General features: G+C 68.4%; 20 protein-coding genes and 1 other RNA gene. 10 read left to right on the top strand and 11 right to left on the bottom strand.

Translation table 11 applies throughout. The annotated features are described in order from the left end of the window. Window positions 1-96: 96 nt before the first annotated feature. Together QZM15_RS32380 and QZM15_RS32375 are read right to left on the bottom strand one after the other, a co-directional pair. Complete coding sequence (locus QZM15_RS32380) at window positions 97-528, bottom strand: YidB family protein (RefSeq protein ID WP_059585284.1); 432 nt, start codon at window positions 526-528, stop codon at window positions 97-99. Window positions 529-616: 88 nt separating this feature from the next. After that, on the bottom strand, window positions 617-1,228 hold the full coding sequence (locus tag QZM15_RS32375; RefSeq protein WP_124861762.1) for a helix-hairpin-helix domain-containing protein: 612 nt from the start codon (window positions 1,226-1,228) through the stop codon (window positions 617-619). A 286-nt stretch (window positions 1,229-1,514) separates the two neighbouring features. On the opposite strand from QZM15_RS32375, the gene QZM15_RS32370 reads away from it, so the two are divergent. Together QZM15_RS32370 and QZM15_RS32365 are read left to right on the top strand one after the other, a co-directional pair. Continuing rightward, complete coding sequence (locus QZM15_RS32370; RefSeq protein WP_059645674.1) at window positions 1,515-1,976, top strand: MerR family transcriptional regulator; 462 nt, start codon at window positions 1,515-1,517, stop codon at window positions 1,974-1,976. Next, window positions 1,960-2,394, top strand: coding sequence for a carboxymuconolactone decarboxylase family protein (locus QZM15_RS32365; protein ID WP_302107936.1), 435 nt, complete (start codon window positions 1,960-1,962; stop codon window positions 2,392-2,394). The genes QZM15_RS32370 and QZM15_RS32365 overlap by 17 nt, the downstream gene beginning before the upstream one ends. A 9-nt stretch (window positions 2,395-2,403) precedes the next feature. Here QZM15_RS32365 and QZM15_RS32360 read toward each other — a convergent pair whose 3' ends face one another. Further along, window positions 2,404-4,338 carry a sigma-54-dependent Fis family transcriptional regulator gene (locus tag QZM15_RS32360; protein ID WP_060316466.1) on the bottom strand — a complete coding sequence of 645 codons (1,935 nt, stop codon included), beginning with the start codon at window positions 4,336-4,338 and terminating at the stop codon, window positions 2,404-2,406. Window positions 4,339-4,862: 524 nt separating this feature from the next. Here QZM15_RS32360 and QZM15_RS32355 point away from each other — a divergent pair. From QZM15_RS32355 to lipA, 6 genes are all read left to right on the top strand, one after another. After that, a complete protein-coding gene (locus tag QZM15_RS32355; protein ID WP_099316468.1) occupies window positions 4,863-5,921 on the top strand; it encodes an ATP-NAD kinase family protein in 1,059 nt (352 codons plus the stop codon). Between the two features lie 58 nt (window positions 5,922-5,979). Continuing rightward, complete coding sequence (locus QZM15_RS32350; RefSeq protein WP_059585291.1) at window positions 5,980-6,756, top strand: SDR family NAD(P)-dependent oxidoreductase; 777 nt, start codon at window positions 5,980-5,982, stop codon at window positions 6,754-6,756. Between the two features lie 77 nt (window positions 6,757-6,833). Beyond that, window positions 6,834-7,817, top strand: coding sequence for a thiamine pyrophosphate-dependent dehydrogenase E1 component subunit alpha (locus QZM15_RS32345; protein ID WP_059585292.1), 984 nt, complete (start codon window positions 6,834-6,836; stop codon window positions 7,815-7,817). A gap of 54 nt (window positions 7,818-7,871) precedes the next feature. Beyond that, window positions 7,872-8,876, top strand: a complete 1,005-nt coding sequence (locus tag QZM15_RS32340; protein ID WP_059585293.1) for an alpha-ketoacid dehydrogenase subunit beta — start codon at window positions 7,872-7,874, stop codon at window positions 8,874-8,876. A gap of 4 nt (window positions 8,877-8,880) precedes the next feature. Beyond that, a complete protein-coding gene (locus tag QZM15_RS32335) occupies window positions 8,881-9,996 on the top strand; it encodes an acetoin dehydrogenase dihydrolipoyllysine-residue acetyltransferase subunit (RefSeq protein WP_059585294.1) in 1,116 nt (371 codons plus the stop codon). Window positions 9,997-9,998: 2 nt separating this feature from the next. Continuing rightward, on the top strand, window positions 9,999-10,964 hold the full coding sequence (gene lipA, locus QZM15_RS32330) for a lipoyl synthase (protein WP_124861756.1): 966 nt from the start codon (window positions 9,999-10,001) through the stop codon (window positions 10,962-10,964). 9 nt (window positions 10,965-10,973) lie between these two features. Here lipA and QZM15_RS32325 read toward each other — a convergent pair whose 3' ends face one another. The 8 genes from QZM15_RS32325 to trxA form a co-directional block, all read right to left on the bottom strand. After that, window positions 10,974-12,326, bottom strand: coding sequence for an MATE family efflux transporter (locus tag QZM15_RS32325; RefSeq protein ID WP_302107935.1), 1,353 nt, complete (start codon window positions 12,324-12,326; stop codon window positions 10,974-10,976). A 2-nt stretch (window positions 12,327-12,328) separates the two neighbouring features. Further along, window positions 12,329-14,161: a glycosyltransferase family 39 protein gene (locus tag QZM15_RS32320; RefSeq protein ID WP_089464815.1), complete on the bottom strand. Its 1,833-nt coding sequence runs from the start codon at window positions 14,159-14,161 to the stop codon at window positions 12,329-12,331. Between the two features lie 145 nt (window positions 14,162-14,306). Next, window positions 14,307-14,570, bottom strand: coding sequence for a type B 50S ribosomal protein L31 (locus tag QZM15_RS32315; RefSeq protein ID WP_040144297.1), 264 nt, complete (start codon window positions 14,568-14,570; stop codon window positions 14,307-14,309). A 157-nt stretch (window positions 14,571-14,727) separates the two neighbouring features. Further along, window positions 14,728-15,561 carry a zinc-dependent peptidase gene (locus tag QZM15_RS32310; protein WP_059585298.1) on the bottom strand — a complete coding sequence of 278 codons (834 nt, stop codon included), beginning with the start codon at window positions 15,559-15,561 and terminating at the stop codon, window positions 14,728-14,730. A 38-nt stretch (window positions 15,562-15,599) separates the two neighbouring features. Continuing rightward, on the bottom strand, window positions 15,600-17,156 hold the full coding sequence (locus tag QZM15_RS32305; protein ID WP_089464813.1) for an MFS transporter: 1,557 nt from the start codon (window positions 17,154-17,156) through the stop codon (window positions 15,600-15,602). After that, window positions 17,153-17,653 (bottom strand): MerR family transcriptional regulator, encoded by a 501-nt coding sequence (locus tag QZM15_RS32300; RefSeq protein WP_124861746.1) that lies wholly within the window; start codon window positions 17,651-17,653, stop codon window positions 17,153-17,155. Before QZM15_RS32300 ends, QZM15_RS32305 begins: the two co-directional genes overlap by 4 nt. A 129-nt stretch (window positions 17,654-17,782) precedes the next feature. Beyond that, entirely contained in the window at window positions 17,783-19,045 is a 1,263-nt protein-coding gene (gene rho / locus QZM15_RS32295; RefSeq protein WP_006753675.1) for a transcription termination factor Rho, read from the bottom strand. Between the two features lie 195 nt (window positions 19,046-19,240). Further along, the gene (gene trxA, locus QZM15_RS32290) at window positions 19,241-19,567 is read right to left on the bottom strand and encodes a thioredoxin TrxA (protein ID WP_006402348.1); all 327 of its coding nucleotides are present in this window, start codon (window positions 19,565-19,567) and stop codon (window positions 19,241-19,243) included. 389 nt (window positions 19,568-19,956) lie between these two features. Here trxA and ffs point away from each other — a divergent pair. Together ffs and dnaX are read left to right on the top strand one after the other, a co-directional pair. After that, window positions 19,957-20,055: signal recognition particle sRNA small type (gene ffs / locus QZM15_RS32285), an RNA gene on the top strand. A 127-nt stretch (window positions 20,056-20,182) separates the two neighbouring features. Beyond that, window positions 20,183-21,350: DNA polymerase III subunit gamma/tau (gene dnaX / locus QZM15_RS32280; RefSeq protein ID WP_302107934.1), on the top strand; the 1,168-nt coding region annotated here is incomplete at its 3' end.

The raw sequence follows: 21,350 nt of genomic DNA, 5'->3' as shown, positions 1-21,350 counted from the left end.
CGGCTCACGCCGGGCGCGCAAAAACGAACACCCCGCCTCGGCGGGGTGTTTGCTTATGGAGCGGCCGAACGGGCCGCCCGGTCGCGGCGCGGGCTCTCAGCCCTGCTTGTTGCCGCCGAACATGCCGGCGAGCTGCGTGAGCGTGCCGAGCACGTTCGACGTGTCGACCTGGCCGCTGGCCGGCACTTCGCCGTTCGGCGTCGCGCCGTTGACGACGTGCGGCAGCACCTGCGCGAGGATCGACGAGGCCTGCGCGGGATCGATGCCGACCTTGCTCGCGAGCGAGCCGACGACGTCCGAGCCGAGCACGTTCTGCAGCGTATCCGGCGAGATCGGCTGGTTTTCGCCGGTGCCGACCCACGAACCGATGATCTCGCCGGCGCCGCCGGCCTTGAACTTCTCGATCAGCCCGTTCAGGCCGCCCGGCTGGTTGTTGATGAATTCGAGCGCGGTCGTGATGAGCGCGCTTTGCGAGTTGCCGCCGGCCTGGCCGCCGATCAGACCGCCGACGATGTCGAGGAGACCCATGGTTCTTCACCTTCACTGAAAAGGGCGCCGTGACGACGGCGCCCGTTGAACGAATGCCGCGCGCACGCCGTCGCGCGCGCGGCGCACATCAGGCGCCCGACGCCGCGGCGGCGGAGGCTGCCTTGTCCTTCTTGCTCTTCTTCTTCGAACCCTTCGCCGCCTTCGTGGACGATGCGGCCGCCGGTGCGCTCGCACCCGTGTCGGCGGATGCCGCTGCCGCCGCTGCCGCCTTTTCCTTCTTCGATGCGCGCTTGGTCTTGGCCGGCTTCGCGGCTGCTTCCGGTGCGCTCGCCGCCGGCGCGGGGGCCGTGGCCGTCGTGCCGGCCGTCGCGGTCGTGGACGTCGATGCGGTGCCTGCCGAGGTCGTGGTCGATGGGGTCGCCGACGTCGTCGCGGCCGGCTTCGACGGCTTCACGCCCTTCGGCGGCGTCGACGAGCCGCCGATCGTCAGGCCGTTTTCCTCGAGATGCCCGACCGACTTCGTGCCGAGACCCTTCACGCGGTTCGCGAGATCGTCGGCGTCCTTGAACGGGCCGTTCTTGGTGCGTTCGTCGATGATCGCCTTCGACTTCACGGGCCCGAGACCCTTCACGGATTCGAGCGCGGCCTGGTCGGCCGTGTTGACATCGACGGCCGCGGCAAGGCCGGCGGCGAGCGACAGCGACAGCGCGACGAACAGCATCAGCAGCTTTTTCAGCATGGCAAGGGCTCCCTGGTTCTGACGGATGAATGGTTGTTGCAACGGACGGCGGCCCACGAACTGGCCGGGCGTCGCCGTTAAGCATAGGACAAATGCGTGCCCTTTTTGAGACAGGCTGATCGCATCTTGCTGAAGGCTTGCGGTGCTGTAAAGGCCGAAAGCGGTCGCGGCGGGCGATTTTGACCATTCTTTACGGTGTCGCAGGGGGATCGCGGGCGAACGCCGCACTGGCCGTCAGACAATGCTTGACTTAGAGTGAACTCTAACTCCTAACCTTGTTCCTGCCATGTCGAAAACCGTATCCCAACCCTCCGCCGCCGGTCCGCTGACGATCGGGCAAGTCGCCGAACTGACGGGCGTGTCGACGCACACGTTGCGGTATTACGAGCAGGCCGGCCTGCTGCGCGCGATTTCGCGCACGGCGGCCGGGCACCGGCTCTATGCGCCGGCCGACCTTGACTGGCTGGCCTTCGTGATGCGCCTGAAGGCGACCGGCATGCCGATCGCGCAGATGCAGGCGTTCGCGGTGCTGCGCGAGCAGGGCGAGTCGACGTTCCGCGCGCGGCGCGACTTGCTGGTCGCGCATCGCGACGCGGTGCGCGCGCACATCGCGGAGCTGCAGGCGAGCCTCGATGCGATCGGCGCCAAGATCGCGTACTACGAGGCGCAGGAACGGGAAACGGAACGACGGGCGAATCTTTCTCACTCTTTATCGGAACAGGACGGACAAGATGGAACGACTCGTTGAGGATCGCTACACGCGCGGCTGGAACAAGCTCAAGGAAATCGACGGCGAAGCGGGCGAACGCGTGATCGCGGCGCTTGCGCCGATCGCGCCGGATTTCGCGCGGCTCCTGGTCGAATTCAGCTTCGGCGACATCTACAGCCGGCCGCAGCTCGACCTGAAGGCGCGCGAAATCGCGACGATCGCCGCGCTGGCCGCGCTCGGCAACGCGCAGCCGCAACTGAAGGTGCATATCGAGGCCGCGCTGAACGTCGGCTGCACGCGCGACGAGATCGTCGAGGTGTTCATGCAGATGGCCGTGTATGCGGGGATGCCGGCCGCGCTCAACGCGCTGTTCGCCGCGCACGAGGTGTTCAAGCGGCGCGACGAAGCGGCCGGCGAGGCAGACCACACGAACGAAGCGGCCGGGCAGCCCGCATGACGGCGCGTGTCACGCGCGGTGCGGCGCGACGATCCGGTGCTTCGCGATGCGCCGGTACAGCGTCGCGCGCGACATGCCGAGCGCGCGGGCGGCCGCGTCGGGCCGCCAGCGATGCGCGGTGAGCGCGGCGACGATGCGCCCGCGTTCGTCGTCGGGCAGCACGCCCGCCGGGGTGCCGCCGAGTTGCGCGGCGAGCTCGGCCGGCAGGTCGTGCCGCGTCACGCGCGCGGCGTCGCACACCGCGCACGCATAGCGCAGCACGTTGCGCAGTTGCCGCACGTTGCCCGGCCACGGGTAGGCCGCGAGCTGTTCGGCGAGCGTCGCATCGAGCGTCAGCACGTGGCCGGTCGCCTGCGCTTCCTCGGCGAACACGGCGGCGATCACGTCGCGCACGTCCGCGCGTTCGCGCAGCGGCGGCAGCTCGAACGTCGCGCCGCTCAACCGGTAGTATAGATCCTCGCGGAACGTGCCGTCGGCCACCATCCGCGCAAGATCGCGGTGCGTCGCGCAGATCACGTCGAGATCGACGCGCACCGGCGTATCGCTGCCGAGCGGCACGACCTCGCCGTCGGCCAGCACGCGCAGCAGGCGCGTCTGCAGCGCGAGCGGCATGTCGCCGATTTCATCGAGAAACAGCGTGCCGCCGTCGGCGAGCGCGATCTTGCCGCGCGCGCCGTGCTTGCGTGCGCCGGTGAACGCGCCGGCCGCATAGCCGAACAGTTCGCTCTCGATCAGCGCTTCCGGCAGCGCGCCGCAGTTCACGGCGACGAACGGCCGCGCGCGCCGCGCGCCGGCGTCGTGGATCGCGCGGGCGAACACTTCCTTGCCCGCGCCGGTTTCGCCGAGCACGAGGATCGGCAGCCGCTTGCTCGCGACGCGCAGCGCGAGTTCGGCCTGTTGCGCGATGCGCGCGTCGCTGCTGTGCAGGAACGGCGTCAGCGCGCCGACGTGACGCGGCGCGGCGGTGCCCGGGCGGCGCGATGCGTGGGCGGCTCGTGCCGCGCCCGGTTCGCGGCCGGCGCGCCTTAGCGGCGCGCGCAGCCGCGCGTAGAGCGGGGCGCCGGTCGCGCGCAGCCGCAGCGCGACGATCGCGTCGAGCCGCGCCGCGTCGCGCAGCGGCATCTCGGTCGCATCGAAGATCTCGTCGATATGGCGCGGCTCGCGCAGCGCCGGCAGCGCGTCGCGCGCGTGCCGGTTCGCGGCGACGATGTTGCCGCATTCGTCGAACGCGATCAGCCACTCGGGCTGCGCTTCGACGTAATGACGGTTCGGATGCCCGAACAATATCCAGTGCTGCGCGGTGCTGTGCACGAAGTAGCCGTCCTCGATCAGCGCCGCGCTTTGCCGCACGAGCTGGTAGACGAGGCGCTGGCTGTCGCGGCCGTCGGGCGAATGCACGGCCGACGCGTCGAGCACGCCGATCAGCTCGCCGCCCGGCGAGAAGATCGGCGCCGCGCTGCACGTGAGCGTCGTGAACGCCGCGCGAAAGTGATCGGTCTTGTGCACGGTGATCGGCGCGAGATCGGTCAGCACGCTCGCGACGCCGCAGGTTCCTTCCTCGCTTTCCGACCAGCACGAGCCGATGTGCAGCCCCGCATGACGAAAGTCGTTGCGGCGCTCGCGGTCGATCCGGTAGTCGATCGTCACGCCGTGCGCGTCGGTCAGCATCACGCAGTAGTCGGCGACGCGGATCATGTCGTGCAGCCGCGTCAGGCACTGGCCCGACGCACGCAGGAAGGCCTCTTCCTTGTCGCGCACTTCGCGCAGCTCGGCCGCGGTCAGCACGCGCGGGCCGATCGACGAAGCGGGGTCGAGGCGATAGCGCTCCAGCGATCGCTGCCACGAAGACACGAGGCGCGCGGAATCGGCCGGCGCGGGCAGGCGCCCGGCGAGCGCGCCGAGTATGCGGTCGGCGTGCTGGGCCTGGGGGACGGCGTAGGGCATGGTCGGCTCCGGGTACGGCGGGGATGTCGCTGTTCTTGTAGCACATCCGGTCCGGCGGATCACACTGCATTGCAGCACGCGGCGCGCGTGAGACGGTCGTCTCACCGGTTTCCGATGCGTCTCGCGCGATTGAGACGGCCGCCCGCGCGCGGCGCGACGGTCGTCAGGCGGGGCGTCGCGCGCGCGGCGCCGCGCGAACGCAGGGTTTGCGGGCGGAGCGCCGCGCATGCGCGCGCGCCGCGACGATCGCGTCGCCGTATCGACGGCATGAGACGTACCGGCGAATTCGACGCGCGCCGCGCCGTCACGACCGCGCATTGCGAACCCGCGCATGCCCGCCGCGCCAGCGCGGACGCGGGTTTCGCGGCCATCGCATGCACGATGGCACGCCGCTTGCAGAGATGACGGGCAAGCCGGCGATCGCGTCGGCGACGACGATCCGCCGCCCGTCGATGGCAGCGGACGAAACAGGCGAGGCGGCGCGCGCAATACGCCGGCCCTGCCGACTGGATGGAGACAAACCCGTGACGACGCCCGTTACCGTCGGCGTGATCGCGAACCCCGCATCGGGGCGCGACATCCGCCGCCTCACGACGCATGCATCCGTGTTCCCGACCGCGGAGAAGGCGAACATGATCGTGCGCCTGCTGGCCGGCCTCGGCGCGATGGGCGTCGAGCGCGTGCTGACGCTGCGCGACCGCACGGGCATCGCGACGCTGCTGCTGCGCGCGATCGACACGCATCGCGCGGTCGCGCCGCACGAGCGCTGGCCCCAGGTCGAATTCGTCGACCTGCCGATCACCGACAGCGTCGCCGACACGCAGGCCGGCGCCGCCTATCTGCATCGGATGGAAGTGTCGCTGATCGTCGTGCTCGGCGGCGACGGCACCCATCGCGCGGTGGCCGCGCATTGCGGCGCGACGCCGCTCGTCGCGCTGTCCACCGGCACCAACAACGCGTTTCCCGAACATCGCGAGGCGACCGTCGCCGGCGTCGCCGCGGGGCTCGTCGCGACCGGCGCCGTGCCGGCCGAGGTCGCGTTCGTGCGCAACAAGCGGCTCGTCGTGCGCTGCGTCGCGGGCGCGCAGCCCGGGCGCGAGGAGATCGCGCTCGTCGATGTGTGCGCCGCGCGGCAGCGCTTCGTCGGCGCGCGCGCGATCTCCGGCTCGGACGACATCGACACGCTCTATCTGACGTTCGCGGAACCGGACGGCATCGGCCTGTCCGCGCTCGGCGGCGCGTGGGCGCCGCTCGAACGCAGCGCGCCGCACGGGCTCGCGATGCGCTTCGCGGATGCCGGCAAGACGGCCGGCACGCCGCTCGTCGCGCCGATCGCGCCGGGGCGCGTCGACCGCGTCGTGATGCGCAGTTGCGAGCGGCTTGAGCCGGGCGCGTGGCACGCGATTCCGTTCGAGCGCGGCACGCTCGCGTTCGACGGCGAGCGCGAGATCGAGGTCGCGCGCGGCGATCGCTACGAGATCGCACTCGACTGGGGCGGACCGTTGACGGTCGACGTCGGCCGCACGCTGCGCTACGCGTCGTCACGGCAACTGCTGCGCGATGCCGGTGCGTGGCACGACTGATACACCGGTTTCACGAAGACGTTTCGACATCCATCACGATCATCAAGGAGACATCGCCATGACAGCCCCTCTCGAAGGACAGGTCGCCATCGTCACGGGCGGCGCGCGCGGCATCGGCCGCGGCATCGCGCTGACGCTCGCCGGCGCCGGTGCCGACATCCTGCTGGCCGACCTGCTCGACGACGCGCTCGACGCGACCGCCGGCGAGGTGCGCGCGCTCGGCCGCCGCGCGGCGATCGCGAAAGTCGACGTCACGCAGGCCGCGCAGGTCGACGCGATGGTCGCGCAGGCGCTCGGCGACCTCGGCGGGCTCGACATCCTCGTGAACTGCGCGGGCGTGATCAGCATCCGTCCGGTTGCCGAACTGACCGAGCGCGACTGGGATTTCGTGATGGACGTGAACGCAAAGGGCACGTTCCTCGGCTGCCGCGCGGCGCTCGCGCATCTGAAGGCGCAGCGGCGCGGCCGGATCATCAACGTCGCGTCGATCGCGGGCAAGGAAGGCTTCCCGAATCTCGCGCACTACAGCGCATCGAAATTCGCGGTCGTCGGCTTCACCAACGCGCTGGCGAAGGAGCTCGCGCGCGACGGCGTGACCGTCAACGCGATCTGCCCCGGCATCGTCCGTACCTACATGTGGGACCGGCTGTCCGACGAATGGAAGACCGACGGCGAATCGGTCGAGGAGTCGTGGCAGCGGCACCAGTTGACGCTGATTCCGCAGGGCCGCGCGCAGACGCCGGAAGACATGGGCCGGCTCGCGCTGTTCTTCGCGACGATGGACAACGTGACGGGCCAGGCCGTGAACGTCGACGGCGGCTTCACGTTTCACTGACGGCCGCAGGCCGTGCAATCCGCCGCCACGGCATGGCCGGGGCGGCATTCGCAGTCAGACCTACCCAGGAGACACACATGACCGCTTCGACACAGCTCGGCAGGGACAAGCTGCTGGACGCCTATCGGCTGATGCGCACGATCCGCGAATTCGAGGAACGCCTGCACGTCGAATTCGCGACCGGCGAGATACCCGGCTTCGTTCACCTGTACGCGGGCGAGGAGGCGTCCGCCGTCGGCACGATGCTGCACCTCGGCCTCGACGACTACGTGGCCACCACGCACCGCGGCCACGGCCATTGCATCGCGAAGGGCGTCGACGTGCACGGGATGATGGCCGAGATCTACGGCAAGAAGACAGGCGTCTGCCACGGCAAGGGCGGCTCGATGCACATCGCCGACCTGTCGATGGGGATGCTCGGCGCGAACGGGATCGTCGGCGCGGGCGGCCCGCTCGTGTGCGGTGCGGCGCTCGCGGCCAAGCACAAGAAAACCGGCGGCGTCGGCGTGTGCTTCTTCGGCGACGGCGCGTCGAACCAGGGCGTGATCTTCGAATCGATGAACCTCGCGTCGGTGTGGCGGCTGCCCGCGATCTTCGTCGCCGAAAACAACGGCTATGCGGAAGCGACGTCGTCGAGCTGGTCGGTCGCGACCGACAACATCGCCGATCGGGCGAACGGGTTCGGGATGCCGGGCGTGATCGTCGACGGCTTCGACTTCTTCGCGGTGCACGAGGCGCTCGGCGAAGCCGTCGACCGCGCGCGCAACGGCGGCGGCCCGACGCTCGTCGAGGTGAAGTTCACGCGCTATTTCGGCCACTTCGAGGGCGATGCGCAAACCTATCGCGCGCCGGGCGAAGTGCAGAAGCTGCGCGACGAGAAGGACTGCCTGAAGCATTTCGAAACGCGCGTCGTGCGCGCCGAAGCGCTGACGACGGCCGACCTGCGCGCGGTGGACGCCCAGGTGAAGGCGCTGATCGACGACGCGGTCGCGCAGGCGAAGGCGGCGCCGCTGCCGGATGCCGCCGACCTGCTCGCCGACGTCTACGTGTCGTATCCGTGAACCCGGCCTGACCGAGCAGCCGGCACGGCGAACCGAACATTTCAGGAGACAGACATGGCAAGGAAGATTACCTATTCGCAGGCGATCAACGAGGCGCTCGCGCAGGAAATGGCGCGCGACGACAGCGTGATCGTGATGGGCGAGGACAACGCGGGCGGCGCGGGCGCGCCCGGCGAGGACGACGCATGGGGTGGCGTGCTCGGCGTGACGAAGGGGCTGTTCCACAAGTTTCCGGGCCGCGTGCTCGATACGCCGCTGTCGGAGGGCGGCTACATCGGCGCGGCGGTCGGCGCTGCCGCGTGCGGGATGCGGCCCGTCGCGGAACTGATGTTCATCGATTTCATGGGCGTATGTTTCGACCAGATCTTCAACCAGGCGGCGAAATTCCGCTACATGTTCGGCGGCAAGGCCGTGACGCCGGTCGTGATCCGCGCGATGTACGGCGCCGGCCTGCGCGCGGCCGCGCAGCACTCGCAGATGCTCACGTCGCTGTTCACGCACATCCCGGGGCTGAAGGTCGTGTGCCCGTCGACGCCGTACGACGCGAAGGGGCTCCTGATCCAGGCGATCCGCGACAACGATCCCGTGATCTTCCTCGAACACAAGCTGCTCTATACGCGTGAGGGCGACGTACCGGAGGAATCCTATGCGATTCCGTTCGGCGAGGCGAACGTGCTGCGCGACGGCGACGACGCGACGATCGTCACGTACGGCCGGATGGTGCATCTGGCGATGGACGCGGCCGCGACGCTCGCGAAGGACGGCATCCAGTGCGACGTGATCGACCTGCGCACGACGTCGCCGCTCGACGAGGAAACGATCCTCGAAAGCGCCGAGCGCACGGGGCGCGTGGTGGTGGTCGACGAAGCGAACCCGCGCTGCTCGATCGCGACCGACATCGCCGCGCTCGTCGCGCAGCGCGCGTTCCGCTCGCTCAAGGCGCCGATCGAGCTCGTCACCGCGCCGCATACGCCCGCGCCGTTCGCCGGCGTGCTGGAAGACCTGTATATCCCGTCCGCCGATGCGATTGCGCGGGCGGTCCTGAAGACGAGGAGCTGACACGATGTCGATTCACATGATCACGATGCCCAAGTGGGGGCTGTCGATGGAGCAGGGGCAGGTCAATGGCTGGCTGAAGGCGATCGGCGAACGCGTGGCGAAGGGCGACGAGGTGCTCGACGTCGAGACCGACAAGATCTCGTCGGGCGTCGAATGCGCGTTCGACGGCACGCTGCGCCGCCAGATCGCGCAGGAGGGCGAGACGTTGCCCGTCGGCGCGCTGCTCGGCGTGGTCGCGGCCGCCGACACGAGCGACGCCGACATCGATGCGGCGATCGCCGACTTCCAGCGCGATTTCGTGCCGAGCGCGGCGTCCGACGAGGCGGCCGGCCCGCAGCCGGAGAAGGCGCGGATCGGCGGACGCACGATCCGCTTCCTGAAGCTCGGCGACGGTTCGGGCACGCCGGCCGTGCTGATCCACGGCTTCGGCGGCGACCTGAACAACTGGCTGTTCAACCATGCGGAACTCGCCGCGCACCGGCCGGTGTGGGCGCTCGATCTGCCCGGCCACGGCGAGTCGGAGAAGGCCGTCGAGACCGGCAGTCTCGACGAACTGGCCGACGCGGTGCTTGCGCTGCTCGATGCGCAGCACATCGAGCGTGCGCACCTGATCGGCCATTCGATGGGCGGCGCGGTGGCGATGACGTTGGCCGACAGCGCGCCGGCGCGCGTGGCGTCGCTCACGCTGATCGCGAGCGCGGGGCTCGGCGCCGACATCAACCGTGCATACATCGACGGCTTCGTCGCCGGCAACAGCCGCAACACGCTGAAGCCGCACCTCGGCGCGCTGTTCGCGGACGACGCGCTGGTCACGCGGCAGCTCGTCGAGGATCTCGTCAAGTACAAGCGGCTCGAAGGCGTGCAGGCCGCGCTGGAGAAGATCGCGGACGCCGCGTTCGACGGCGCCGCGCAGCGGCGCGTATTCCGCGACCGGCTCGCGTCGCTTGCGCCGCGCACGCTCGTGATCTGGGGCGAGCGCGACCAGGTGATTCCCGCGCGGCACGCGCAGGGCTTGCCGGACGGCGTGCGCGCCGAGGTGATCGCCGGCGGCGGGCACATGGTGCAGATGGAGGCGGCCGCCGACGTGAACCGCCTGATCGTCGCGTTCCTCGGAGACTGACGATGGCCGCCGCGCTCGAACGACCCAGCCTCACGGCGCTCGGCCAGCCCGGCGCGAGAAGTCGCGACAAGCTCGCGCGCATTCCGGTGCGCGTCGAGCCCGCGGCCGGCGCGGCGTTGCCGAAGCCGCCGTGGCTGCGCGCGCGGCCGATGATGAGCGCGGCGGTGGCCGACATGGCCGCCGTGCTGCGCGAGCATCGGCTGCATTCCGTCTGCGAGGAGGCGATGTGCCCGAACATCGGCGAATGCTTCGCGCAGCGCACCGCGACCTTCATGATCATGGGGGGGCTGTGTACGCGGCGTTGCCCGTTCTGCGACGTCGCGCACGGCCGGCCCGAGCCGCTCGATCCCGACGAGCCCGCGCGGCTGGCCGACGCGGCGGCGGCGCTCGGGTTGCGCTACGTGGTGATCACGTCGGTCGACCGCGACGATCTGCGCGACGGCGGCGCCGCGCATTTCGCCGCGTGCATCGCGGCGGTGCGCGCGAGCGTGCCGGGCATCGGCGTCGAGGTGCTGACGCCGGACTTCCGCGGCCGCACGGCACGCGCGCTCGACGCGCTGTCGTCGGCGTGGCCCGACGTGTTCAACCACAACATCGAGACGGTGCCGTCGCTGTACCGGGCGGCGCGGCCGGGCGCCGACTATCGCGGCTCGCTCGAACTGCTCGCGCAGGCGAAGGCCGCGCGGCCGACGCTCGTGACGAAATCGGGATTGATGCTCGGGCTCGGCGAGCACGACGACGAGGTGCGCGACACGCTGCGCGACCTGCGCGCGCACGAGGTCGACGTGCTGACGCTCGGCCAGTATCTGGCGCCGTCGGCGCACCATTTGCCCGTGCGGCGCCACGTGAGCCCGGACGCGTTCGCCGCGTGGCGCGACGAGGCGCTTGCGCTCGGTTTCAGGGAAGTGGTCGCCGGCCCGCTCGTGCGGTCCTCCTATCACGCAGCCGACGTGCTGGAGGGCGCGTAGCGCGTCGCGTCAGGCTGTGGCGGCGTGCGCGCGGCCGATGCGGCGCAGGTAAAGCACGAGCCCCGCGCCCGCCAGCATCAGGCTGACCGTGTTCGCGAACCAGAAGCCGCGCGCGCCGGTCAGCCACGCGGGCGCGATCCCGCCGACGTCGAAGCCGAGCAGGTAGCCGCCGCTGAGTCCGACGCCCCACAGGGCGACCGCATAGATCACGGTCGGCACGACCGCCACCTTGTACGCGCGCAGCACGAACGCCGACGTGACCTGCAGCGCATCGAACACGTGGTAGCACGCGACGATCGCGACGAGCGGCATCGCGGCCGCGGCGACGGCCGGGTTCGGCGTGTAGCCGCCGATGATCAGCGGGCGCAGCGCGAACACGAGCACGCCGTAGGCAGCCGCCACGCCGCACGCGAACATCACGCTGTGCCGGCCGAGCAGCCGGGCTTCCTCGGCGTGCCCGGCGCCGAGCGCGCGCGCGACCAGCGTCGACGCCGCCACGCCGATCGACAGCGGCGTCATGTACAGCACCGCGCCGATGTTGCCGGCGATCTGGTGGCCGGCGAGCGTCGTCGTGCCGAACTGCGCGATGAACAGCGCCATGCACGTGTACGACGTGACCTCGATCAGATACGACAGGCCCATCGGCACGCCGAGCTTCAGGATTGCCTTCTGGCGCGCCCAGACGGGCCAGCAGAAGCGGGAGAAGATCGCGAGCGGCGCGAACACGTCGAGCTTCGCGAGCAGCGTGTAGCCGATCAGCGCGAGCGCCCAGTTGATCAGCGTGCTCGCGAGCCCGCAGCCGGGGCCGCCGAGCGCCGGCACGCCGAAGCCGCCGAAGATGAACCAGACGTTCAGCGGAAACTTGAGCAGCAGCGCGCCGATCTGCAGGATCATCGCGAGCCGGGGCTTGCCGGCCGCGTTGGTCAGCGCGTTGTAGATGCGGAATACGAGGCTCGCGGGCAGCCCGTACGACAGGATGCGCAGGTAGTCGACGGTGCGCTCGTGCAGCGCGGCCGGCGCATGCGCGATGCGCAACAGCGGCTCGGGAAAATGCAGCAGCAGGAAGCCGGGAATCGCGAGCAGCAGCGCGAGCCACAGCGCCTGGCGCACTTCCTCGCCGATTTCCGCATAGCGCCGCGCGCCGTACAGTTGCCCGGTGATCGGCTGCAGCGCGGACAGGATGCCGGTTAGACCGATATAGATCGATACGTAGATCGACGAGCCGAGCCCGAGCGCGGCGAGATCGGCGGCCGAGTAGCGGCCCACCATCGCGGTGTCGATCACGCCGAACGCGATGATCGCGAGCTGGCCGACCAGCACCGGCCACGCGAGACCGACGATCCGGCGGATGTCGCCGAACATCGTCAATCGGCCGCCCGGCGGCGCGGCGGACGCCGCTTGACGGGCGTCTTCGGCCGTTCGATGCGCTCGTACAGGCGGAAGCGCTCGTCGCGGTCGGCGACGCGGCGGCCTTCCCAGACGAGACGCCACACGTATTGCGACATCGCGCTCGGCTCGCCGAAGTCGGCACGGTCCTGGCGCAGGATCACGTCGCAGTCGCCGGAGAAATCGAAGTGCATGTCGCCGAAGTACGCGAAGGTCGCGATCTGCGCGTCGCCGAGCCGCACCGGCGAGATGCATTCGTAGTCGGACGGCAGGTGCACGGCGATCTGTTGCGCGACGTCGCGATAGGTCCGGCCGTAGTTGACGATCGGCAGCCACAGCGTCATCAGCAGCACCCACATCAGCGTCGTGCCCGCGCCCGACAGCACGACGCTGCGCCACAGCACCTTCGGCTGCCGCGACACGCGCCACCGCACGATGAAGCACCAGCACACGGTGACGATCACCGCGCAGATGAACGACAGGATCTTGAAATGCGGCTCGTAGCCGGGCACGAGACGCGCGAGGTTGCGCGCGAGCGGATGCGGGAAGCCGGTGAGCGATGCGAGCCACACCAGCCACACGAAGGTGCCGAGGATCGTGAAGCTCAGTACGGCAAACCAGTCGATCGCGTTGATCGCGCCGCGCTTGAGGGTCGGCAGCGCAAACGTCGCCAGCACCGCGAGCGGCGGCAGCAGCAGCATGTACATGCGGTTCGACTGCTGGCTTTGCAGGATCACGAGCGCGACGAGCGGCACGGCCACCGACAGCGGAATCGCGATGTGCGCGCGACGGCGCATGCCGGCCCAGCTCCACCACGCCCAGATCGCGAGCGGCCAGGCGGGCCACGTGAACAAAGGCAGGTTCTTCGCCGCATAGCCGAGCACGGCCGTCGGCGGGCCCGAAAAGCGCATCAGGCTGCCGTGGATCCACTGGTTGAAGAACCATGCGGCGTCGTCCGGCGCCGCGACGAAGGCGGCGATCGGCCACAGCGCGAAAATCGCGGCCGCGAGCGGCAGGCCGACCAGCGGCAGGCGCAGGTTGCGCATCTCGGGCGTGACGAGCCACAGCGCGGCCGTGCCCGCGAGCAGCGCGACGACCAGCACCGGGTTGCCGGACAGCGCGACGAGGCCCATCGCGAGGCCCCACCACAGTGCGCCTTGCAGCGGCTTGTCGATGCCGCGCACGATCCCGTACACGAGCATCGCGATCCACGCGAATTGCGCGAGTTGCGGCGTCGTTTCATGCCCGCGTTCCGCGAGGCCGAAGCAGGCGACGAGCACCAGCAGCGCGCCGTCCGCGAGCGTGCGGCCGTAGTCGCGCGGCTCGGGCTCGCCGCCGAATGCGTATTTGAACGGTTGAACCTCGGCGCGCCGGCCGAGCAGGTAGGCCGCGTACCAGACGAACGCGCACGCGGCGCAGAACAGCACGCCGGTATCGACGCGCGACGCGTTGCTTGCGTCGACCCACGGGCCGAGGCCGCGGATCGACAGTGCGCCGAGCCAGTAGCCGAGCGGCCCGTCGGTCGTGATGAACTTGCCGACCAGGTTCGGCAGCAGCCAGTCGTGCCAGCCGCCCTTGGCCATCGTCCACATCACGCCGAAGCCCGCCGCGTCCTCGTTTTTCCACGGGTCGCGGCCGAACAGGCCGAACGCCGCGTAGACGAGGCAGAGCGTGAGCAGCAGCCAGCGCGGCAGCGCACGCGTGGCGGAGGCGGTGAGACGGACGACAGGCTTCATGCAGATGAGCGATTTGTTATGGGCGGGCGGCCGGCGCGGCTGCGCGCGGTCGAGCCGGTTTCGAGCATCCGGCATTGTAGTCGCGCCCGCTGTTGTGCGTCAGGTCGTTGCCCGGGCGCCGGGCGGCGCCTTTCCGGGCGAGCAGAGACAAAAAAGGGCAGCCTGGGCTGCCCTTTCGTGCGGTACCGGTGCGTTGCAACCACCGGATGCGGTGCGAAGCTTACTTCGCGACCTTGCCGCTGGCGCGTGCGCCGAACTTGTTCTTGAACTTCTCGACACGGCCTGCCGTGTCCATGATCTTTTGCTGACCCGTGTAGAACGAGTGCGATTCCGACGACACTTCGATCTTGGCGAGCGGGTAGGTCTTGCCTTCGTGCTCGATGGTTTCACGCGTCTGGATCGTCGAGCGCGTGATGAACTTGAAGCCGTTCGACATGTCTTGGAAGACGACTTCGCGGTAGTCCGGGTGAATGCCAGGTTTCATGATTTTCCTTGGTGATAGCGGTAGCCAACCCGCCGCTTGGCCGGCCGTGCCGCCCCGATGGGAGCGTTTCGGCTGACGTCAAGCCCGGCGCGAGCCACTTGCCTAAGGTCGAAAAACGGCGATTATGCCAGAAAATCAGACGGTTGACGAATAATTTTCATGGTGCGTCGAGCGCGCCGGTGCCGGCCGGATCCTGCCGGTAGTAGCGCGCGAGCAGCCGGTACAGCTCCGGAAATTCGGACTCGAACGCTTTCGGCCGCACGAACAGCGCCTCGCTGCATACGGCGAAGAATTCCGACGGGTGGTCGGCCGCATAGGGATCGATCAGCGAGTCCCGCTCGAAGCGCGCCCACGCGCGCTCCGGCACTGCGTCGACGCGCGCGCAGAACTGGTCGTACGCATGTTCGAACACGTCGGCCCACGCCTGCGCGTCGAGGTGCGGCGCATGCCAGCGGCGAAAAAGGGGCGGATAGCCGTCGGCCGCGCCATTGACCATGTCGATCTTGTGCGCGAACTCGTGGATCACCACGTTGTATGCATCCCGGCCGTCCGTCATCTGCGCGTCTTCCCACGACAGGATCACGGGTCCGCCTTCCCATGCCTCGCCGCTCGCATCCTGCTCGACTTCGTGTACGACGCCGTCCTCGTCCTGCACCGTCTTGCGGATCACGAATTCGCCCGGATACACGACGACGCCGACCCAGCCGTCGTACAGCGACAGGTCGAGATTCAGCACGGGCAGGCAGGCCTGCGCGGCGATCGCGACGATCATCGCGTCGGTCAACTCGAGCCCATGCGCGGTCGAAAACGATTTTTTCGCGACGAACAGGCTCGTCATCTCGCGCAGCCGGACGAGCGCGCCGGGCGGGAGATTGGCCAGGAACGGCAGCCGCTCGACGGTTTCGCGCCATAGCGCGTCGGGAATCGGATGGCTGCGCAGCGCGCGGTCGCGGCGGCGGTCGTCGAACCAGCGGGTCAGTTTCGAAAGCATGGAGGCTGCGGACGAAAATCCAAAGCCTGTCTTTTAACTCAATCGATCTGTTTTTGCCATGCCGCGAAGAGGCCGCCGACGAGCGCCACGCCCGCGAGGAAGTAAAAACCGTCGAGCGACGCGAGGAACGACGCCTGTTGCGCCACCATCCGCGCGATCGACGCGATCGCGAGGCCGTGCGCGTCGTTCAGCGCGTGGCCGGCGGCCGCATAGCCGCGCGTGAGTGCATCGGCGGTCTGCTGGAACAGCGGGTCGAACACGTTCGCGCGCTCGACGAGCCGTGTCTGGTGCACGGCCAGCCGGTGCTGCTCGACGATGATCACCGACGACGTCGCGAACGAGATCGTCAGTTGCCGCACGATGTTCTTGAGCCGGTAGCCGTGCGTGTATTCGTCGATCGCGAAGATGCGGAACGTGAGGTTCGCGACCGGCAGCACGATGAACAGCAGCAGCAACCCGCGCAGCAGCAGCGGGACGATCAGCGCCGCCTCGCCGACCTGCGGCGTCATCCGCGTCATCCACAGCGCGGCCGTGACCGCGATCGCGAACCCCGGCACGACGAACCACTTCTTGTGCGTGACGAATTTCGCGTAGCGCAGATAGGCGAACAGCGCGGTGGCCGAGATCAGCGACATCGTGCCGACCAGGCGCCCGGCGTTCTCGACCGGATAGCCGAGCCCGCCCTCGAGAAACCGCGACGTCAGGTAGCTGAAGCCCGTCGTCTCGTAGTAATAGAACATGTAGAGCAGCAGCCCGATCTGGAACGTCCGCTCGCGAAACGCATGCAGCCGCACGAGCGGCGTTGGGTGATGCCACTGGTGATAGGCGAACCACGCGAGCGCGCCGAGCCCGGCAATCGTCAGCGCGATCAGCATCGGCGAGCCGCTGTAGAGCTGGTAATGCACCTGCTGCAGCACGATCTGCAGTGCCCCTTGCGCGAGCGCGAACAGGACGTACGGCCAGAAGTGGCCGGAACCGCGTTCGTCGTCCGGCGCGCGGCCCGAATCGGGCAGCGTGAGCAGCGCGAGGATCGCGAACGCGATGCCGGCCGGCGCCGTGCACGCGAACAGCGCGCGCCACGTCGAATGCGCGACCAGCAGCCCGCCGACGATCGGCGCGAGCGCGCTGCCGAGCAGGATCATGATCAGGAACGCGCGGGTCGCGGGCGGCCGCTCCTGCGGCTTGAAACTGATCTGGATCAGGATCCGGCACGCGCCCATCATCGGGCCGATGAAATAACCCTGGAAACCGCGCGCGAACGCGAGCGCCAGCGACGTGTCGGCCAGCGCCGACGCGACCGCCCCGAACGAGAACATCAGCATGCAGCCCGCGACGTAGCGGCGATGGCCGAGCCGGTCGACCCACCATTGCTGCTGCAGGATACCGAGCACGGCCGTGACCGCGTAGGCGCTCGACGACCACACGAGTTCGTCGGGCGATGCGTTGATGCCGCCCGCGATGTAGCTCGCGAAGAACGAGAAGACCGCGTTGTCGAAGTAGTCGATGCCGGTGACGAGCGCGAGCGCCCATGGGAACAAGTCCGCGCGCAGGTTCGCGCGGCTCCACAGCGGCGATCGGCCGGGCACCGCGTTCATTCGCGATCCTTGCGGGCGCGCCGCGCGCCGGCTTCCGCCCGCCGCTGCGCGATCAGCGCATCGGCGTTTTCGCCGGCGAGGCGCCGCTCGACGTAGTCGATGTCGTGCTGCAGTTCCTTGCGCAGCGCGACGGCTTCCTTCAGCTCGCGCTGGACGGCCGCGATCCGCCGGTCGAGCGTATCGATCTGCTCGGCGAGGCCGGCGCGGATGTCGCGCAGCGATGCATCCGAATAGCGGCGCCGGCCGTCGCCGGTTTCTTCCAGCGGGCGCTTCAGCATTTCGGTGATGCCGTGCAGCGAGAACCCGAGCGCGCGCAGCCGCAGGATGCGCGCGAAGCGCTCGAGGTCGGTTTCGTCGTAGAGGCGGTAGCGGCCTTCGCTGCGCGTCGGCGTGACGAGCCCGCGCTCCTCGTAATATTTGAGCGTGCGCGGCGTGACGCCGAGCCGCGACGCGGCGTCGCTGACGGTCAATAACGGGGCGGAGGCGTCGTTCGGCATCGGAGGTGGCGGATTTCGGCGGAAGGATGACGCGATTATAGGTCAACGTGTACGTTCACGTACAGGTTGGGATCGAAAAACGGCCGCCAGGCGGAATGCGCGGGCGGCCGTGTCGTGCGGCGAGGGCGATCAGCCGCCGCGGCGCATCAGGTCGAAGAACTCGGAGTTGCTCTTCGTCTGGCGGATCTTGTCGAGCAGGAATTCCATCGCCTCGACTTCGTCCATGTCGTGGATGAACTTGCGCAGCACCCAGATCTTCTGAAGGATCTCGGGCTTGATCAGCATTTCTTCGCGACGCGTGCCCGACTTGTTCAGGTTGATCGACGGATAGACGCGCTTTTCCGCGAGGCGGCGCTCGAGGTGCACTTCCATGTTGCCGGTGCCCTTGAACTCTTCGTAGATCACGTCGTCCATGCGGCTGCCGGTCTCGATCAGCGCGGTGCCGATGATCGTCAGCGAGCCGCCTTCCTCGATGTTGCGCGCCGCGCCGAAGAAGCGCTTCGGGCGCTGCAGCGCGTTCGCGTCGACACCGCCCGTCAGCACCTTGCCCGATGCCGGGATCACGGTGTTGTAAGCGCGTGCGAGACGCGTGATCGAGTCGAGCAGAATCACGACGTCGTGCTTCATTTCGACGAGGCGCTTGGCCTTCTCGATCACCATTTCGGCGACCTGCACGTGACGCGTGGCCGGCTCGTCGAACGTGGACGCGATGACTTCGCCGGCGACCGAGCGCTGCATTTCGGTCACTTCTTCGGGGCGTTCGTCGATCAGCAGCACGAACAGGACGACGTCCGGGTGGTTCTGCTTGATCGCGTGCGCGATGTGCTGGAGCATCACCGTCTTGCCCGACTTCGGCGACGCGACCAGCAGGCCGCGCTGGCCCTTGCCGATCGGCGCGATCATGTCGATGATGCGGCCCGTGACGTTTTCCTCGCCGCGCATCTCGCGCTCGAGCGCCAGCGGCTTGTTCGGGTGCAGCGGCGTGAGGTTCTCGAACATGATCTTGTGTTTCGAGGCCTCGGGCGGCTGCCCGTTGACTTTGTCGACCTTCACCAGCGCGAAGTAGCGCTCGCCGTCCTTCGGCGTGCGGACTTCACCTTCGATGGTGTCGCCGGTGTGCAGGTTGAAGCGGCGGATCTGCGACGGGCTGATATAGATGTCGTCGGTGCTCGCGAGGTACGACATTTCCGGCGAGCGCAGGAAGCCGAAGCCGTCCGGCAGCACTTCGAGCGTACCGTCGCCGAAGATCGTCTCTCCCGTCTTGGCGCGCTTTTTGAGAATGGCAAACATCAACTCCTGCTTGCGCAGGCGGTTCGCGTTTTCGATCTCCAGGCCATTGGCCATTTCGATCAGTTCGGACACGTGCAGAGACTTGAGCTCGGATAAATGCATACGGAGAACCCGCCAGGGAGGAGAAGCGACGAAAGAAAATAAGGGAGGAGGGCGAGCGGAAGCGCTCAGAGACTTAAATGCGTCTTGCCGACGTTTTTTAATTCTAGCATAGGCCGATTCGCGCTTGAGCGAGCGACCGGCGGCTTGGCGGCGGACGTGTTGCCGACTGACAACACGTCCGCGGATCTGCCGGTATTACAGGTGGCTGTCCAGGAATGCGGTGAGCTGCGACTTCGACAGCGCGCCGACCTTCTGCGCGGCAGCCGCGCCGTTCTTGAACAGGATCAGCGTCGGGATGCCGCGCACGCCGAACTTCGCGGGCGTGGCCTGGTTGTCGTCGACGTTGATCTTCGCGATCTGCAGCTTGTCGCCGTAGTCCTTCGCGACTTCGTCGAGGATCGGGGCGATCATCTTGCACGGGCCGCACCATTCGGCCCAGAAATCGACGAGTACGGGCTTGTCGGACTTGACGACGTCCTGTTCGAACGATGCGTCGCTGATGTGTTTGATCTGTTCGCTCATTGGGTCAATACCTCTTACGGTTCGGGGACTGCCTGCTTGCGCGTTGCGGCGAACCGGCCGCCGTAGGCTGCCGGCCGCCGCGGCAGGTCACTCCGCCTTTCCGGAAAGGAGGGGCGTAAGCGCTGCATCCGCGGCTCGCGGGTCGTTCGGGCGTCATATTAGCCTAAATTGCTATCTGCTGCGGGCGGCGATAGTAGCCGCTACGCGAGTAGGGGTACGACGCGACGTTCGACCGTCGTGCCACGCAGGTGGAGGCCGGTTCGCCAATTGCAAGGGGCGCGCCGCATGCAACGTATCCGAATGGACGACGCGCCGGTTTGCCCGGCGACATTCGCATTGATGCGAACAAACGGTCGCATTCGTCCGGAAGCGGTGATAGAATATGCCGTGACGGGCCTCCTCGCATGGTGGGGCGGTGAACCTGGTCAGGTCGGGAACGAAGCAGCCACAATCGTTTTCCGCCAGTGCCGAGGGTTGGGCTCGTCACCTTCCTTCTCGCCCCGTTCGCCGGGCGTTTTTTATTTCCGCGTCACACTCCGTTCGACCTGCGCGTTGCCCGTGTTCCGCACCGTTTCGCGTGTCGGCGCGACGCAGCGTTACTGATACAATTTCCCGATGACCTATCAAGTTCTCGCACGCAAGTGGCGTCCGAAGGATTTCGCTTCGCTCGTCGGCCAGGAGCACGTCGTCAGGGCGCTCACGCACGCGCTCGACGGCGGGCGTCTCCATCACGCCTATCTGTTTACCGGAACCCGCGGTGTCGGCAAGACGACGCTGTCGCGGATCTTCGCGAAGGCGCTCAACTGTGAAACCGGCGTCACGTCGCAGCCGTGCGGCGTGTGTCGCGCCTGTCGCGAGATCGACGAGGGCCGTTTCGTCGATTACGTCGAGATGGACGCGGCGAGCAACCGCGGCGTCGATGAAATGGCCGCGCTGCTCGAGCGCGCGGTGTACGCGCCCGTCGATGCGCGCTTCAAGGTCTACATGATCGACGAAGTGCACATGCTGACGAACCACGCGTTCAACGCGATGCTGAAGACGCTCGAAGAGCCGCCGCCGCACGTCAAGTTCATCCTCGCGACGACCGATCCGCAGAAAATCCCCGTCACCGTGCTGTCGCGCTGTCTGCAGTTCAACCTGAAGCAGATGCCGGCCGGGCACATCGTGTCGCATCTCGAGCAAATCCTCGGCGAAGAGCGGATCACGTTCGAGCCGCAGGCGCTGCGCCTGCTCGCGCGCGCCGCGCAAGGCAGCATGCGCGATGCGCTGTCGCTGACCGACCAGGCGATCGCCTATTCGGCGAACGAGGTGACCGAGTCGGCGGTGTCGGGCATGCTCGGCGCGCTCGACCAGACCTACATGGTGCGCCTGCTCGACGCGCTCGCGGCCGGCAGCGGCCCGGAAATCCTCGCGATTGCCGACGAGATGTCGCTGCGCAGCCTGTCGTTCTCGACCGCGCTGCAGGATCTCGCGAGCCTGCTGCACCGGATCGCGTGGGCGCAGTTCGCGCCGGGCTCGGTGCTCGACGAGTGGCCGGAAGCGGCCGATCTGCGCCGTTTTGCGCAGACGCTGAGCCCCGAGCAAGTCCAATTGTTCTATCAGATCGCGACGGTCGGGCGCGCCGAGCTCGGCCTGGCGCCGGACGAATACGCCGGATTCACGATGACGCTGCTGCGGATGCTCGCGTTCGAGCCGGCCGTTGGCGCCGGCAGTGCGCCGGGCGGCCAGCCGTCCGTGCCGCCGCGCGCCGTGCCGGCCCCGCGCGCGGCCGCGGCCGCGGCAC

It is taken from the genome of Burkholderia sp. AU44665 (assembly GCF_030504405.1).
Classification (GTDB): Bacteria; Pseudomonadota; Gammaproteobacteria; order Burkholderiales; family Burkholderiaceae; genus Burkholderia; species Burkholderia semiarida.
Note: the sequence above shows the minus strand (reverse complement) of the source record. Positions and strands in the feature narration are given on the sequence as shown.